A 15,239-nucleotide genomic window follows, 5' to 3' on the forward strand; every position below is an offset into this window, starting at 1 on the left:
AACCGGGCGGGCAGCATGAGCGCCAGCGCCGAATTTGTCCGCTATGTGCGTGAACTGCTGGCGCCGCTGGGAGATATCCGCGATGGAAAGTTCTTTGGTGGCCATGCGATGAAGCACGGTGGCAAACAGTTCGCCATGGTCATGGGCAACACCCTGTACTTCCGGGTGGACGACACCTCGCGCCTGGCGTATGAGAAGAAGGGCTCCAGGCCCTTCAGCTACTCAACAAAGAACGGTGTGGTGCAGGTGCGCAAGTACTATGCCGCGCCCGCGGAGCTGCTCGATGACCCGGCGCAGTTGCTGGTGTGGGCCCGGCAGGCGATCAGTGCAGCGGGTGCCTGATTTACGCCACTCCGAAAAAGTTCAGGCTTAAAGCGGCAAGCCCACGTAGTTTTCGGCCAGCGCCGTTGACGCTGCCTGCGAATGGATCAAGTAATCCAGCTCGGCCTCCTGGAGCTTTTGCCCGAAGCCACCTGCATCGGGAAACTTGTGCATGAGCGAGGTGAACCACCAGGAGAAACGCACAGCCTTCCAGACGCGGCGAAGGCAGGTGTCTGAATAGCTGTTGATGCCGGCTTCGCTGCCCGCATAAAACTCTGCCAGTGCGCGAGCCAGGTACCGGACGTCGCTGGCCGCCAGATTCAAACCCTTGGCGCCCGTGGGCGGCACGATGTGGGCCGCGTCGCCCGCCAGGAAGAGGCGGCCGAAGCGCATGGGCTCGGCAACAAAACTGCGCAGCGGCGCAATGCTTTTTTCAATCGAGGGGCCTGTGACCAGGCTTTCCGCCAGCTCGGGCGCCAGGCGGCGGCGCAGCTCGTCCCAGAAGGCGTCGTCGCTCCAGTTCTCCACCTTGTCGTCCAGCGGGCATTGCACGTAATAGCGGCTGCGGGTGTGGCTGCGCATGCTGCACAAGGCAAAACCACGCGCATGGTTGCTGTAGACGAGTTCGTGGGAAACCGGCGGTGTCTCCGACAGCACGCCCAGCCAGCCGAAAGGATAGACGCGCTCAAAGGTCTGCAGCGCATTGGCCGGCACGCTGGCGCGGCTCACGCCGTGAAAGCCGTCACAGCCGGCGATGAAGTCGCATTCCACTTCGTGCGCCACGCCGTGCTGCACATAACGCACTTTGGGGTGTGGCCCGTCAAAGTCATGAAGGCTCACGTTTTCGGCTTCATAGGCGGTTGCCAGGCCTGCTGCAGCGCGCGCGTCCATCAGGTCGCGTGTGACTTCCGTCTGGCCGTAGACCATCACCTGTTTGCCGCCGGTCAGTTGCTGCATATCAATGCGGTGATGGGCGCCGCCAAAGCCCAGGGCAAAGCCGCCGTGCACCAGGCCTTCCTTGTGCATGCGGCCGCCTACGCCGACCTCGTCCAGCAGGTCGGTCGTGCCTTGCTCCAGCACGCCTGCGCGTATGCGTCCCAGCACGTATTCCTTGCTGCGCTGCTCAATCACGATGGCATGGATGCCGGCCTTATAAAGCAGCTGGCCCAGCAAATGCCCGGCGGGGCCGCCGCCCACGATGGCTACCTGTACGCGCATGGTGTCTCCGTTTAATTTGTCGGGCAATGTGCCCCATGCGAGAAGGTTATGCGGCTGCGTGCGCCGTGCCCAGCGCGTGGCTGCGGCTTTGCACGATGTCCGGCTCACTTGTGCGATGATCGCGCAATGGTCACTTCAAAAACCGTTTCGAAAACCGGCACTTTCCCGATCGCCAAGCCCGACATGATTGAAGGCATGGCCAAAGGCATGGCCGTGCTCGAGAGTTTTGACACGCAGCGCCAGCGCCTGAACGCCACGCTGGCAGCGGAACGCGCGGGCATCACGCGGGCGGCCGCGCGCCGCCACCTGCTCACGCTCACGCACCTGGGTTACCTCGAAACCGACGGCAGCTATTTCTGGCTGGCTGCCAAGGTGCTGCGCTTTTCAGGCAGCTACCTGGCCACCGCGCGCCTGCCGCGCGCTGTTCAGCCCGCGCTGAACCGGCTGGCCGCGCAAACGCAGGAGTCGTTTTCCGTCGCGGTGCTGGACGGCGACGAGATTGTCATCATCGGCCGCAGCGGTTTTGAGTGGAAGTCACCGGCAGACAGCGGCAGGGCGGCGCCGGCGCGCGTACTGGCTTACGGCTTGCACCTCGGTGCGCGCCTGCCGGCGCATGCGACTTCCACCGGGCGCGTGCTGCTGGCTGCCAAAACAAAAAGCGATTTCAATGCCTGGCTGAAGGCCAGGACCGACACAGGCAACCTGGCCCGGCTGACTCTGCACACGACGACCGACCCGCGCAAACTTCGCGCGCTTGTTGACCAGGTGCGGCTAGACGATTACTGCGTGGCCAGCGAAGAGCATGAGCTGGGCGTGCATGCGCTGGCCGTGCCGCTGCGCGACATGCAGGGGCATACGGTGGCCGCGCTCAATGTGGTGTCGTCGCCGCAGCGGCTGCGTGCAGACCTGCTGCAAAAAGAACTGCTGCCGCTGTTGCTGGATGCAGCGCGCGAGTTGCGGTCACTGCTGTAGGGTGCCCGCCGTGAGTCTGGTTTTAATAAGAAATCAGGCTCGAAGGCAATAGGGACGGGCGCAATCAGCTATTAAAACGATAGCGATAGCGATTGCCGGCATGGCGCAGGCGCGCCGGCAGCCTAAACGCCCAGGTACTGGGCAAGCAATTCCGGCCTGGCATGCAGCTCGGCCGAGCTGCCTTCAAACACGACCTGGCCTTTGACCAGGATCACATTGCGGTCGGTGATCTGGGTGACGTGTTTCCAGTTCTTGTCGACGATCACGCTGCTGATGCCGGTTTCGCGAATCAGGCCGCAGATGCGCCAGATGTCCCGCGCAATCAGCGGCGCCAGGCCTTCGGTGGCTTCATCGAGGATCAGTACGTCGGGGTTGGTCATCAGCGCGCGGCCGATCGTCAGCATCTGCTGCTCGCCGCCCGAAAGCTGCTGCCCGCCGTGGTTCAGGCGTTCTTTCAGGCGCGGAAAGGTCTCCAGCACGCGCTCGTAGGTCCAGTCGTTTCTGCGGCCCACGCCGTCTGCGGCGCTTCCTGGTCTGCCGGCGCGCGCCGCCATCTTGAGGTTCTCGGTCACGCTGAGATTGCCGAAAATGCCGCGGCCCTCGGGCACATAGGCGATGCCGAGGCGGGCGATTTCGTAGGGCGGGGCGCCCGTCATGGGCCTGCCGTTGATTGCGACCGAGCCCGAGCGCGGTTTGACGAGGCCCATGATGCTTTTGAGCAGCGTGCTCTTGCCCATGCCGTTGCGGCCCATGAGGCCTATGGTCTCGCCGCGTGCGACGTGAAAGTCTATGCCGCGCAGTACGTGGCTGGCGCCGTAGTAGGTGTTGATGTCCTGGGCGGCGATCAGGATGTCAATTTGTTTTTCTGGCGTGTTCATGAATGCTCCTCGCCAAGGTACGCGGCTTGCACACCGGCATCCGCACGGATCTGCGCCGGCGTGCCGCTGGCGATCACCTGGCCGTTGACCATCACCGTGAGCTTGTCGGCCAGCGTGAACACCGCGTCCATGTCGTGCTCGACCAGCAGGATGCCGTGGTTTTTCTTGATGGCCAGCAGCAGGGCGACCATGCGCTCGGCCTCGGCCACGCCCATGCCGGCCAGCGGCTCGTCGAGCAGCAGCACCTGCGGCTCGGTGGCCAGCGTCATGGCGATTTCGAGTTGACGCTGCTCACCGTGGCTGATAGTGCCGGCGATGCTGTGCTTGCGGTGTTGCAGGCCGGCCAGTTCCAGCGCTTCTTCTGCGCGGGTGTTGACTGCCGCGAAGTTCGTGGCGCGCTTGAGCCAGTGCGCGGCATGCGGCGCACGCGACTGTGACGCCAGCCGCACGTTTTCCCAGACGCTGAAAGGCAAAAAGATGTTGGTCTTCTGGTAGCTGCGGCCCAGGCCCTTGCCCGAGATTTTTTCGGGTGTCCAGCCAGTGATGTCGTGCCCACCCAAAGTGACCGTACCCGAGGTCGGCGGCAAGTCGCCCGAGAGCAGGTTGGTCAGCGTGGATTTGCCGGCACCGTTGGGGCCGATGACGGCGTGAATGTGGTTGCGCCAGAGATCGACCGATACGTCGTTGACGGCAGCCAACCCGCCGAAGCGTTTTGTCAGGTTCTTTGCACTGAGGAGGACTTCACTCATGGCCGGCCTCCGCCTTATTCTTGCGCTGGGTGAATTTTTCGACCAAGCCCAGGATGCCGCGCGGCGCAAACGTGACCAGCAGCACGATAAAGAGGCCCATCCACAGCTGCCAGTGCTTGCCCAGGTTGACGCTGCCGATTTGCGGCAGGTCCTTGAAGACGTGCAGCAGATATTCAAACGCGAAGGCGCCGACGATGGCGCCCGCGAAGTTACCCATGCCGCCCAAAATGACCATCATGATCGCGTGCGCGCTCATGTGAAAGCCCATGAGCTCGGGGTTGATGTAGCCCGTTTGCGCACCCCACAGGTAACCGGCCAGGCCCGCCAGCGCGCCAGCCAGCGTGAAGGCCGAGAGCTTGTAGCCGAAGGTACCGAAGCCCATGGCGCGCATGCGGTGCTCGTTGACGCGTATGCCTGCCAGCGTACGGCCGAAGGGGCTCCAGAGCAGGCGCCGCAAGAAGGCGTAGACCAGCAGCACGGCCGCGAGCGTGAAGTAGTAAAGCGTGATTTTCTTGTCGAGGTCGAAAGGCACCCAGCCGAAGATGGCCGCGCTCGGCTTGAAGTTGATGTACAGCCCGTCGGAGCCGCCCAGCACCTTGTTGTCGAAGAAGAGGTAGAACACCATCTGCGCAAACGCCATGGTGACCATGATGAAGTAGATGCCGTGCGTGCGCACCACAAAGAAACCGATGATGAGTGCGGCCAGGCCCGAGGCCGCCACGGCCACAGGCAAAGTCCACCACAGGCTGACAGGTTCGCCGGCAGGTGTCAAAAAGGCCAGCGCATAACCTGCCAGGCCAAAGTAGGCTGCGTGGCCCAGCGAGACCAGACCGGTGACACCTTGCAGCAGGTCCAGGCTCATGGCAAAAATCGCCATGATCATCATGCGCGTGACCATCTGGGTGTAGAAGTCAGTGCCGACGAAAGGGAAGGCGATCAGCGCGATCAGGCCGAGACCCAATGCCACCTGAACGCCGCGCGGCAAGATTTCGAGATTTGCTTTTGCTGAGCTCATTGCTTGAATAGACCTTCGGGCTTCCAGAGCAGCACAGCCGCCATCAACATATACACCAGCATGCCCGCCATCGAAGGCAGCAACACCTTGCCAATGGTGTCGACCAGGCCGACCAGCAGGGCCGAGATCAGCGCACCGCGCACCGAGCCGATACCGCCAATGACCACCACCACAAAACACATGATGAGGACTTGCGAACCCATGTTGGGGTAGACGCTGGCCACGGGTGCGGCGATCATGCCGGCCACTGCGGCCAGGCCCACGCCCAGCGCGAACACCACGGCGTGAATCAGCTTGATGTTGATGCCCAGCGATTCGGCCATGTCGCGGTTAAAGGCRCCGGCGCGTATCTTCATGCCCAGGCGGGTTTTGGAGATCATGAAATAAAGGCCCAGTGCCAGCGCGATGCAAACACCCGACATAAAGAGGCGGTAGACGGGGTAGGAGAGGTTGTCGGTAAGCGGAATCGAGGCGCCCAGCAAGTCGGGAATCGTCACGCCATGGACATCGTCGCCCCAGAGGATGGAGCGCACTTCTTCAAAGATATAGATCAGGCCGAAGGTCAGCAGCACTTGGTCCAGGTGGTCGCGCTGGTAGAAGTGCCTGAACAGCAGCCACTCCAGCGCCAGGCCGAAGGCGACCGACAGCACCGCGCCCAGCACGATGGCCAGCGTGAGGCTGCCCGTCAGCGTACTGAGCGACCAGGCCAGGTAGGCGCCCAGCATGTAGAAACTGCCGTGGGCCAGGTTGACCACACCCATGATGCCGAAGATCAGCGTCAAGCCGGCGGCCAGCATGAACAGCAGCAGGCCGTACTGGACGCTGTTGAGCAGCTGGATAAGGAAGTTGGCTAGATCCATAGATCAGGTTTATGTGTGGCGACGCGTAAACAACAAGAGACTGCCCATCAGGGTGAATAAACCGCCGGAGACGCGGTTAAACCAGCGCACGGCCCGGCTGGATCTCAGCAGCGGTGCGATGCGCGCCACGCCCAAGGCGCAGCCGGTCAGCACGGTGAACTCAAACGCCATGAAGGTGAGGGCGAGGATGGCGAACTGCGGCACAAAGGGCGCGGCCGGATTCAAAAATTGCGGGAAGAACGCGGCAAAGAACAGGACCGCTTTGGGGTTGCTGGCGCCGACCAGGAAGCCGCGCAGGAAAAACGAACGGCGCTGGGCTGGTGCTTCACCTGCGGCAGGATCAAAGACAGCCGCTTCACTGCGGAAGGTCTTGATCCCCAACCAGATCAGATATGCAGCGCCAATCACCTTGGCTACGGTAAAGGCGGTTTCAGACGCCGCCAGCAACGCGCCTAGTCCCATGGCCGACAGCAGCATCACAGACAGCACCGCGCTGACGCTTCCAGCCACCGAAGTCATGGCCTTGCGCGGACCATGGTTGAGCGCATTCGTCATGCACATCAGCATGGTCGGGCCGGGTGTGAGGATCAGCAGGGCGACTGCTGCGACGTAGAGGAGGTAGGTAGTGAGCGTCATGGTGAGGATGCTACAAGACAGAAAGCACACCTCATACCAGTTTTACCTAAGAATGAGGCGGGGCGGCCCATGTGACTTCATACCAGCATGAGCCGCGGGACTGGCTTTGCCAGACCGCAGGCGGGCGGCCCCCTCGGGGGGCAGGGAGCTACACGAAGTGAGCGACCGTGGGGGCCACGTCTTCAGGCCATCTTGCAACCGGCGCCTGAGTCGGCCAGCGCCTTGGCTGCCACACCAATCACCTTGTTTTCCTTGTTCTCGACCACGCGCAGGTACATGTCCTGCACAGGGTTGTGCGACGGGCTCATGGTCCACTTGCCGCGCGGGCTGTCGATGACGGCGCCTTCCAGGGCCTTGTAGAGCGCCGGCTTGCTGCTCAGGTCACCCTTCACCGCGTTGGCGCCCTGAATCAGCAGCAGGCCGGTGTCGTAGCCCTGCACGGCGTAAACGTCGGGCTGCAGCCGGAAGGTCTTGGCGTAGCTCAGGCGGAACTGGCCATTGCGCTGCGTTGGCAGCGAGTCGCTGTAGTGCATGGTCGTGATGATGCCGTTGGCAGCGGGGCCGGCGGCCTCGAGCACGCCTTCGGTCAGGAAGCCGGAGCCGTACAGGGGAATCTTTTCCTTCAGGCCCGAGGCGGCGTAATCCTTGATGAATTTGGCTGCGCCGCCGCCGGCGAAGAAGCAGGCCACGGCGTCAGGCTTGAGCGCGGCGATCTCGGTCAGCAAGGCCTGGAATTCGACTTGCGGGAAGGGCAGGCCGAGCTCCTTGACGATGGTGCCGCCCGCGGCGGTATAGCTTTCCTTGAAGCCTTCAAAGGCCTCGTCGCCTGCGGCGTATTTCCAGGTGATCCACACAGCTTTTTTGTGGCCGCGGTCGACCATGGCCTTGCCCAGCGCGCGCGTGGGTTGCGAGTTGGTGAAAGACGTGCGGAACACATTGGGCGCGCACAGGCTGCGCGTGGCGGCATGCACGCCGGCGTTGGGGATCAGGCTCAGCACGCCGGAGTCGCGGGCGACTTTCTGGATGCCCATCTGCACGCCTGAATGCACCGTGCCGACGAGTACGTCGACCTTGTCGCGCTGCACCAGTTTGTTGGCGTTCTCAATGCCTTTGGATGGCTCGGACTCGTCGTCGACCTTGAAGTATTCGATTTCGCGGCCGCCGAGTTTGCCACCCTGTTCGTTGATGGCCATGCGAAAGCCGTTTTCAATGGCGACGCCGAGCTGGGCGAAGGTGCCGGTATAGGGCAGCATGAAACCCACACGCACCTTGGCGGACTGCGCACGCACGATTTCGGGCAGCAAGAGGCCGGTGGAAGCGGCACCGATAACGGCAGCACTGCGGGTCAATACAAGTCGGCGTGAAGTCATGGAATAGCTCCTGGTTGAGACTGAAGACAGTGAGACGAATAGTAAGCGTGCGTTGTGTATGCAGCCCTAGTGTAAAACCCGAGATTGAAGATTAAATTGTTTATGCCTAAAGCAATACCCGTGCCCGATTCGCGCATTTTCTGACCCTCCGGCGCAGGGTATTTTCCGGATGCCTGCTTCCCGGGGTTTTCCATGTCAGTGCGGCTGGCGCAGCTTGAAGCGCTGGATCTTGCCGGTGGCCGTCTTGGGCAGCTCGTTCACAAATTCAATCCAGCGCGGGTATTTGTAAGGTGCAAGCTGCAGCTTCACATGGGCCTTCAGTTCGTCCACGGTGGCGGCCTGCCCGACCTTGAGCACCACATAGGCCTTGGGCTTGACGAGTTCGTCGGCGTCGGCCACGCCTATCACCGCCACTTCCAGTACGGCGGGGTGCGTCATCAAGCAGGCTTCGACTTCAAACGGCGAGACGTAAATGCCGCCGACCTTGAGCATGTCGTCGCTGCGTCCGCCGTAGGTGTAGTAGCCATCAGCGTCGCGGGTGTACTTGTCTCCGCTCTTGGTCCATTCGCCGGCAAAGGTGGCTTTGGTTTTGGCGCGGTTGTTCCAGTACATGATGGCCGCGCTGGGCCCGCTGATCTGCAGCTCTCCGATTTCCCCGTCGGCGCATTCACGCCCGTCGTCGCCGATGATGCGCAGCCCGTAACCCGGCACGGCCTGGCCGGTTGTGCCGTAGCGCACCTGGCCGGGACGGTTGCTTAAAAAGATGTGCAACATCTCGGTGGAGCCGATGCCATCCAGGATTTCGCAGTCGTATTGCGCAGTCCATTTTTTCCCGATTTCAGCGGGCAGGGCTTCCCCGGCGCTGGTGCACACGCGCAGGCGCAACTCGGACTTCGCCGGCCGGGCCGGATCGGCCAGCAGGGCCGCATACAAAGTGGGCACGCCATAAAAAATCGTGGGCTGGTATTTTTTGAGCAACGCAAACACGTCAGCGGGCGTGGGCCGCGCGGGCAGCAACACCGTGGTGGCACCCACACTCATGGGGAAAGTCAGCGCGTTGCCCAGGCCGTAGGCAAAAAAGAGCTTGGCGGCGGAATACACCACGTCGTCTTCCCGGATGCCCAGCACGCCGCGGCCATACAGCTCGGCCGTCTGGATCAGGTGGCTGTGCAGGTGTACGGTGCCTTTGGGTGCACCCGTCGAGCCGCTGGAATAAAGCCAGAAGCAGACGCCGTCGGCGCAGGTGTCTGCTATGGTTTTGGTAGCTGGTTGCGCACGCAGGACGCCGGCCAGCGTTGGATATGACGGGGACTCTTCAATGCCGGCGACGATCACGGTTTTCAGCGTGTCCATTTTCTCGAGCAGCGGCTCAAAGGCCGGGAGCAGGGCATTGGAGACGACAAGGCCTTGCGCCCGCGAGTCGCGCAGCATGAACTCGAAGTCGGCAGGGGTGAGCAGGGTGTTGGCCGCCACGGGCACCACGCCCGCAAGAATGCAGCCAAGGAAAGCGACGGGCCATTGCGGCGTGTCCAGCATGGCCAGCAACACGCGGCTTTCAGGGGCAACTCCCTGGGCACGCAAGGCGTTGGCAAAACGGTGGGCCTGGTCGGTGAGTTCGCCGTAAGTCAGCGCCTCGCCGGTGGTGGCATCGATGAAGGCGGCCTTGCCCGCACGGCCGGCATTGCGCTGCAGCAGGTCGTGCGCGGCGTTGTAATTGCGCGGAATGGTTACCCGTGGCGGGCTTGCCGAATGGTCTGCGGTGCTTGCTTGCATGCTTGTCTCCAGATTGCTCTTGCTATTATTTTGGTAGCTGCTTGCGCACGCACATCAAGCGCTACGGGCCGATTTCTTATAAATTCATGATGCAGATCAAGCGGTGGCCGGGCTGGCACCCAGCGTCTGCAGTGCGCCGGTGAGCCACTGGCGGCACCACTCGGTACCTTCTGTCTCGGGCATGGTGCCGCTGCTGGCGTCGTGGCACCAGATATCGCCGATGCGCTGGGCGCCCAGGTCGGTCAGGCGTTCGTCGAACTTCTTGCCGCCGAAGCAGAAGGTCTGCATATAGGTGCGGTCGCCGAGCGCGATAACGCCGTAGCGCACATGCCCCAGGAATTGCGGGTTGGCGCTCAATGATTCGTAGAGGGCACGGGCGTTGTCAGGCACATCGCCGGAGCCGTAGGTGGAACTGCAGATGAGATAAAGTGCATCTTCCGCCTTCGAAGCATCAAAGACGCTGATGTCCAGGTTGTCCATCAGTTCGACCTCAATGTCGCTGACCAGGTCGGCACAATCCATTTGAATGGCCTGTGCAACATAGTCGGCGGTACTGGTCATGGTACCTACAAGGATTTTGAGTTTCATCAAGAAGTCTCCAAATAAAAGATGCAATAAACTGCTTGACATCAATTTAACCTGAAGTATACTGCAATTTAAACGAAATGCAACTGACAAAGCCCTGAAAGGGCGACTTTTTACACAGGTGCTTCTTGGAAATCATGTCCGAACAGGAATCGAAAGCCACGCTCAGTGAACTGGGCGCCCGTGTTCGTGCCTGGCGCGCGCGCCGGGGCATGACGCGCAAACAGCTGGCGTCGGACTCTGGCCTGAGCGAACGCTTTCTGGCCGATGTGGAAACCGGTAAGGGCAACGTTTCGATCAATTCCCTGGAGGCTGCGGCCCGGGCGCTGAACATTTCCATTCTTGAGCTGCTGCAAGACGCGCCGCGGCCGGCTTTGGCCCGTGTGCAAGGCCTGTTGACACGGCTGGACGACTCCCAGCTCGACCAGGCCTACAGCCTGCTTGGCAGCACCTTCGGCCTCAGCGACTCACTGGGCCGCGAGCAGCGGGTAGCGCTGATCGGCCTGCGTGGCGCCGGCAAGTCCACCTTGGGCAGCCAGCTGGCGGCCGAGCGTGGCGTGCCTTTTATCGAGCTGGACCGCGAGATTGAACGCGAAGCCGGCACCAGCATGAACGAAATTTTGCTGCTGCACGGGCAGGCCGGCTACCGGCGCTATGAGCGTCGCGCGCTGTTCCGCATCGCCGAAGACCACCCGGATGGCGTTGTCATGACCACGGGCGGCAGCATCGTGAGCGAGCGCGAAACCTTCGATTTGCTGCAAAGCCGTTTTTACTGCGTCTGGCTCAAAGCCAGCCCCGAAGAACACATGGCCCGCGTGGTGGCCCAGGGCGACATGCGGCCTTTCGACACGACCCGCGGCGCGACCGACGAGGCGATGGAAGACATCCGCCGCATCCTTTCGAGCCGCGAAGCGCTCTATGCCCGCGCCGACGCCGTGGTTGATACCGCTGCGCGCACACTGAAACAAAGCCTCAAAGACCTGGAACGCGCCGTTCCCAAAACAACCGTCCGCGACACCGTCGAACGGGCATAACCGGAGACACCCCATGAACGCCATGACAGAACCGCTTTTATTCAAACAGGTCATCGAAGGCCAGGAGCGCGAGCTCGTGAGTTTCTCCACCCACCCCAGCAAATACCAGCACTGGACGCTGAGCTTGGAGGGTGACGTCGCGCGTCTGAAGCTGGACATCAACGAGGACGGTGGCATCAAGCCCGGCTACAAGCTCAAGCTCAACAGCTACGACCTCGGCGTGGACATCGAACTGCACGACGCGATCAACCGTGTGCGCTTTGAGCACCCGGCCGTCAAGGTGGTGGTGTTCGAGTCGGGCAAGGAAAAGATCTGGTGCTCGGGCGCCAACATCTACATGCTGGGCCTGTCGACGCACGGCTGGAAGGTCAACTTCTGCAAATTCACCAATGAAACCCGCAACGGCCTGGAAGACTCCTCGCGCCATGACGGCCTCAAGGCGATTGCCTCGGTGACCGGCGCCTGTGCCGGCGGCGGCTACGAGCTGGCCCTGGCCTGCGACCGCATCATCATGGTGGACGACCGCTCTTCCACCGTCAGCCTGCCTGAAGTGCCCTTGTTGGGCGTGTTGCCCGGCACTGGCGGCCTGACCCGCGTGACCGACAAGCGCAAGGTGCGCCGCGATCTGGCCGATATCTTCTGCACGACCAGTGACGGCGTGCGCGCCGACCGCGCCAAGGACTGGAAACTGATCGACGCCCACGCCAAGCCGCAGCAGTTTGGCGATCTGCTTGCTACAGAAATTGAAGCACTTCGCGCACAGTCCACAAGGGCTGCAGCCTCAAAAGGCATTGAGCTCACACCGCTGAAAGCAGTTATTGATGACGCCGGCTATCACTACAGCCTGGTTAACGCGCAGGTCGACCGCGAAAAGCGCATTGCCACCATCACGGTAAAAGCGCCAGCCGCAGCCATTGAGTCCACGCCCGATGCCATCGAAGCCGCAGGCGCCAACTGGTACCCGCTGAAATTGCAGCGCGAACTGGACGACGCCATCCTCAACCTGCGCACCAACGAACTGGAAGTCGGCACCTGGGTCATCAAGACCACAGGCGATGCCGGCCAGGTGATCCGCATGGACGAAACGCTGGCCAAACTGAAGGACCACTGGCTGGTCAAGGAAACCACGGGTGCGCTGCGCCGCACCCTGGCCCGGCTGGACGTCACCAGCCGTTCGCTGATTGCGCTGGTCGATGCGGGTTCGTGCTTTGCCGGCACCTTCTACGAGCTGGCCCTGGCCTGCGACCGCATCTACATGCTGGACTTGCCCGATTCACCAGACGCCGCGCCTGCGCTGCAACTGAGCCCGGCCAACTTCGGCTGGTTCCCCGCCGTCAATGGCCTGACACGCCTGCAAACCCGATTCTGCGAAGACGATGCCACCATTGCACAGCTGCAAAAACTCGGCGACAGCCCGCTGCGTGCCGACCAGGCGCTGGCGCTGGGCCTTGTGACTTTGACGCCCGATGACATCGACTGGGAAGACGAGATCCGCATCATGCTGGAAGAGCGCGCCTCGCTCTCACCCGACGCCATGACCGGCATGGAAGCCTCGTTGCGCTTCCCGGGGAAAGAGACGATGGAGACGCGCGTGTTTGGGCGGCTCTCGGCCTGGCAGAACTGGATTTTCATTCGTCCGAATGCGGTGGGTGAGGACGGTGCCTTGAAACTTTTCGGCACGGGCAAGAAAGCCAAGTTCGACTGGAAGAGGGTGTAACCCCCCGAAGCGCCTGCGGCGCCTCCCCCCAGGGGGCGCCACCTGCGGCCCGGCAAAGCCGGTTCCGCGCTGGCACTGGTACTGACATTGCTGCTGCCGCCTCGCAACTTATTTGATGGAAGAACGCCATGAGCTCAATAGATCTGCAAGCCCTCATCCCCAACAACGTCCACCTGGGCGAAAACCGCCAGCTCCAACGCGCGCTCGAGCACTGGCAGCCCGCCTTTCTCAACTGGTGGGACGAGATGGGCCCCAGCGACTTCAAGGCCAAGGAAGTCTATTTGCGCACTGCTGTCGGTGTGGATGCATCAGGCTGGGCCAGCTACGGCTATACGCCCATGCCCGACTATCGGTGGGGCATTTTCCTGGCCGACAAGGAAGAGGGCCGCAAGATCGGCTTTGGCGACCATATGGGTGAAGAGGTCTGGCAGGACGTGCCCGGCGAATATCGCTCGACCTTCCGCCGCCTGATCGTGACGCAGGGCGACACCGAGCCGGCCTCGGTCGAGCAGCAGCGCCTGCTGGGCCACACTGCGCCTTCGCTGTATGACCTGCGCAACCTGTTTCAGGTCAACGTTGAGGAAGGCCGCCACCTTTGGGCCATGGTGTATCTGCTGCACGCGCACTTTGGCCGCGACGGCCGTGAAGAAGCAGAAGAGCTGTTGATGCGCCACAGCGGAGACGCCGACAAGCCGCGCATCCTGGGCACCTTCAATGAGCCCATGGACAACTGGTTGTCCTTCTTCATGTTCACCTACTTCACCGACCGTGACGGCAAGTTCCAGCTCAAGTCATTCGCTGAATCCGCTTTCGACCCGCTGGCCCGCACCACACGCTTCATGCTGACGGAAGAAGCCCACCACATGTTTGTGGGTGAAACCGGCGTGGGCCGAGTCATCAAGCGCACGCTGGAGGTGATGAAAGAGCTGGATACCGACGATGTCGCCACGCTGCGCAAAGCCGGCGTGATTGACCTGCCCACGGTGCAAAAATTCATGAACTTCTGGTTCACCTCTTCGCTGGACCTGTTCGGCTCGGAAGCGTCGTCCAACGCCGCCAACTACTTCAGCAATGGCATCAAGGGCCGGCCGGACGAAGCCAAGTTCGCCGACCACGTGGAGCTCGAAACCGAGATGAGCATCGTTGTGCCGAACGGGCAGGGCGGTACTAAAAACGAGACGATTTCAACCCGCAACGGCATGAATGAAATCACGCGGCTCGAATACGTCAAGGACTGCAATGTCGGCGTGACGCGCTGGAACATGGGCATCAAGCGCGCGGGTGTAGACTTTGAGCTGACCCTGCCCTCGACGCGTTTCCGTCGCGAAGTCGGCGCTTGGGCCGGCAACTTCACCGATCCGCTGGGCAATCCGATCAGCGCCGCCGATTTCGAGGCGAAAAAAGACCAGTGGCTACCCACGCCGGCCGACACGGCGTTTGTGAAAAGCCTGATGAACCGCGTGACCGAGCCCGGCAAGATGGCGGCCTGGATCGCGCCGCCTGATCGCGGCATTAACGCGAATCCACTTGAGTATGAATACGTCAAACTCTAAGGGTGTGGTTTAAGCCAAGTCGGGGCCGCGGGACTGGCTTTGCCAGACCGCAGGCGCAGCGGCCCCCTCGGGGGGCAGGACGCTACACGCAGTGAGCAACCGTGGGGGCTAACCAATCCTGCCGCCGCGCTCCTTGAGGAGGTCCCGCAGTAGCGAGCGGTGGCAACGCGCCTCGTTCTCGCAGTAGCAACCCATCGCGAAATTCGTCTGGTGCGACAGCGCCGCGAGCAAGTCCAGGTTGCGGCTGGCATCTGGTTCGTTCATTTCAGCCCGGTATTTCTTGCTGAAGGCTGCCCAGTCCTTGTCGGAGTTAACCGACTGGCCCAGTTTCATGGTTTCCACGCTGGGCGCCAAATTGGGGTACCACACGTCATACCAGTTACCGGATGCAAACTCCGTTTTGGGTATACCGCGCGGTGGCCGGCGCACCGTGCCTATGCGCAGTCCCTCGCCAGCGGTGCGTGTCGTACCCAGCCTCACGATCTTGATGGCCATGGCAGTCTCCTTTGGGGTGCGATTTTGGCAGGCTTTGTTTGGAAGCGCCCGCGGGTACTGCCA

Annotated in this window: 15 protein-coding genes and 1 pseudogene; 5 read left to right on the forward strand and 11 right to left on the reverse strand. The window is 62.0% G+C overall.

The window, feature by feature from the left end; all coding sequences use genetic code 11:
- The first annotated feature begins 15 nt into the window (after positions 1-15).
- The gene (locus AC1DY9_RS04980) at positions 16-342 is read left to right on the forward strand and encodes a TfoX/Sxy family protein (RefSeq protein WP_477665939.1); all 327 of its coding nucleotides are present in this window, start codon (positions 16-18) and stop codon (positions 340-342) included.
- Between the two features lie 27 nt (positions 343-369).
- On the opposite strand, the gene pobA is transcribed toward AC1DY9_RS04980, so the two are convergent.
- Positions 370-1,539 carry a 4-hydroxybenzoate 3-monooxygenase gene (gene pobA, locus AC1DY9_RS04985; RefSeq protein WP_457280731.1) on the reverse strand — a complete coding sequence of 390 codons (1,170 nt, stop codon included), beginning with the start codon at positions 1,537-1,539 and terminating at the stop codon, positions 370-372.
- A gap of 126 nt (positions 1,540-1,665) precedes the next feature.
- Between pobA and AC1DY9_RS04990 the strand changes: the two genes are divergently transcribed.
- On the forward strand, positions 1,666-2,511 hold the full coding sequence (locus AC1DY9_RS04990) for an IclR family transcriptional regulator domain-containing protein (RefSeq protein ID WP_457280732.1): 846 nt from the start codon (positions 1,666-1,668) through the stop codon (positions 2,509-2,511).
- Positions 2,512-2,633: 122 nt separating this feature from the next.
- Here the strand turns inward: AC1DY9_RS04990 and AC1DY9_RS04995 are convergent, their stop codons facing one another.
- The 9 genes and pseudogenes from AC1DY9_RS04995 to AC1DY9_RS05035 all read right to left on the reverse strand — a co-directional run bounded on the left by AC1DY9_RS04995 (position 2,634) and on the right by AC1DY9_RS05035 (position 10,380).
- Positions 2,634-3,389, reverse strand: a complete 756-nt coding sequence (locus tag AC1DY9_RS04995) for an ABC transporter ATP-binding protein (RefSeq protein ID WP_477665940.1) — start codon at positions 3,387-3,389, stop codon at positions 2,634-2,636.
- On the reverse strand, positions 3,386-3,604 hold the full coding sequence (locus AC1DY9_RS05000; protein ID WP_477666039.1) for an ABC transporter ATP-binding protein C-terminal domain-containing protein: 219 nt from the start codon (positions 3,602-3,604) through the stop codon (positions 3,386-3,388). The genes AC1DY9_RS04995 and AC1DY9_RS05000 overlap by 4 nt, the downstream gene beginning before the upstream one ends.
- A 15-nt stretch (positions 3,605-3,619) precedes the next feature.
- Positions 3,620-4,138, reverse strand: a pseudogene (locus tag AC1DY9_RS05005) (ABC transporter ATP-binding protein); the annotation flags it as partial.
- Entirely contained in the window at positions 4,131-5,153 is a 1,023-nt protein-coding gene (locus tag AC1DY9_RS05010) for a branched-chain amino acid ABC transporter permease (RefSeq protein ID WP_477665941.1), read from the reverse strand. The pseudogene AC1DY9_RS05005 and the gene AC1DY9_RS05010, both read right to left, overlap by 8 nt.
- Positions 5,150-6,013: a branched-chain amino acid ABC transporter permease gene (locus AC1DY9_RS05015; protein ID WP_457280736.1), complete on the reverse strand. Its 864-nt coding sequence runs from the start codon at positions 6,011-6,013 to the stop codon at positions 5,150-5,152. Before AC1DY9_RS05015 ends, AC1DY9_RS05010 begins: the two co-directional genes overlap by 4 nt.
- A gap of 9 nt (positions 6,014-6,022) precedes the next feature.
- On the reverse strand, positions 6,023-6,649 hold the full coding sequence (locus AC1DY9_RS05020; protein WP_477665942.1) for a LysE family translocator: 627 nt from the start codon (positions 6,647-6,649) through the stop codon (positions 6,023-6,025).
- A 182-nt stretch (positions 6,650-6,831) separates the two neighbouring features.
- Complete coding sequence (locus tag AC1DY9_RS05025; protein WP_457280738.1) at positions 6,832-8,019, reverse strand: ABC transporter substrate-binding protein; 1,188 nt, start codon at positions 8,017-8,019, stop codon at positions 6,832-6,834.
- Between the two features lie 195 nt (positions 8,020-8,214).
- Complete coding sequence (locus tag AC1DY9_RS05030) at positions 8,215-9,792, reverse strand: benzoate-CoA ligase family protein (RefSeq protein WP_457280739.1); 1,578 nt, start codon at positions 9,790-9,792, stop codon at positions 8,215-8,217.
- A 96-nt stretch (positions 9,793-9,888) separates the two neighbouring features.
- Positions 9,889-10,380, reverse strand: a complete 492-nt coding sequence (locus AC1DY9_RS05035) for a flavodoxin domain-containing protein (RefSeq protein ID WP_457280740.1) — start codon at positions 10,378-10,380, stop codon at positions 9,889-9,891.
- Positions 10,381-10,514: 134 nt separating this feature from the next.
- Between AC1DY9_RS05035 and AC1DY9_RS05040 the strand changes: the two genes are divergently transcribed.
- From AC1DY9_RS05040 to boxB, 3 genes are all read left to right on the forward strand, one after another.
- The gene (locus AC1DY9_RS05040) at positions 10,515-11,411 is read left to right on the forward strand and encodes a helix-turn-helix transcriptional regulator (RefSeq protein WP_477665943.1); all 897 of its coding nucleotides are present in this window, start codon (positions 10,515-10,517) and stop codon (positions 11,409-11,411) included.
- 13 nt (positions 11,412-11,424) lie between these two features.
- A complete protein-coding gene (gene boxC / locus AC1DY9_RS05045; RefSeq protein WP_477665944.1) occupies positions 11,425-13,128 on the forward strand; it encodes a 2,3-epoxybenzoyl-CoA dihydrolase in 1,704 nt (567 codons plus the stop codon).
- Positions 13,129-13,256: 128 nt separating this feature from the next.
- Complete coding sequence (boxB, locus tag AC1DY9_RS05050; RefSeq protein WP_457280743.1) at positions 13,257-14,681, forward strand: benzoyl-CoA 2,3-epoxidase subunit BoxB; 1,425 nt, start codon at positions 13,257-13,259, stop codon at positions 14,679-14,681.
- A 108-nt stretch (positions 14,682-14,789) separates the two neighbouring features.
- On the opposite strand, the gene AC1DY9_RS05055 is transcribed toward boxB, so the two are convergent.
- Entirely contained in the window at positions 14,790-15,176 is a 387-nt protein-coding gene (locus AC1DY9_RS05055) for a DUF488 domain-containing protein (RefSeq protein ID WP_457280744.1), read from the reverse strand.
- Positions 15,177-15,239: the final 63 nt, after the last annotated feature.

Source organism: Polaromonas sp. P1_F6, assembly GCF_056405695.1.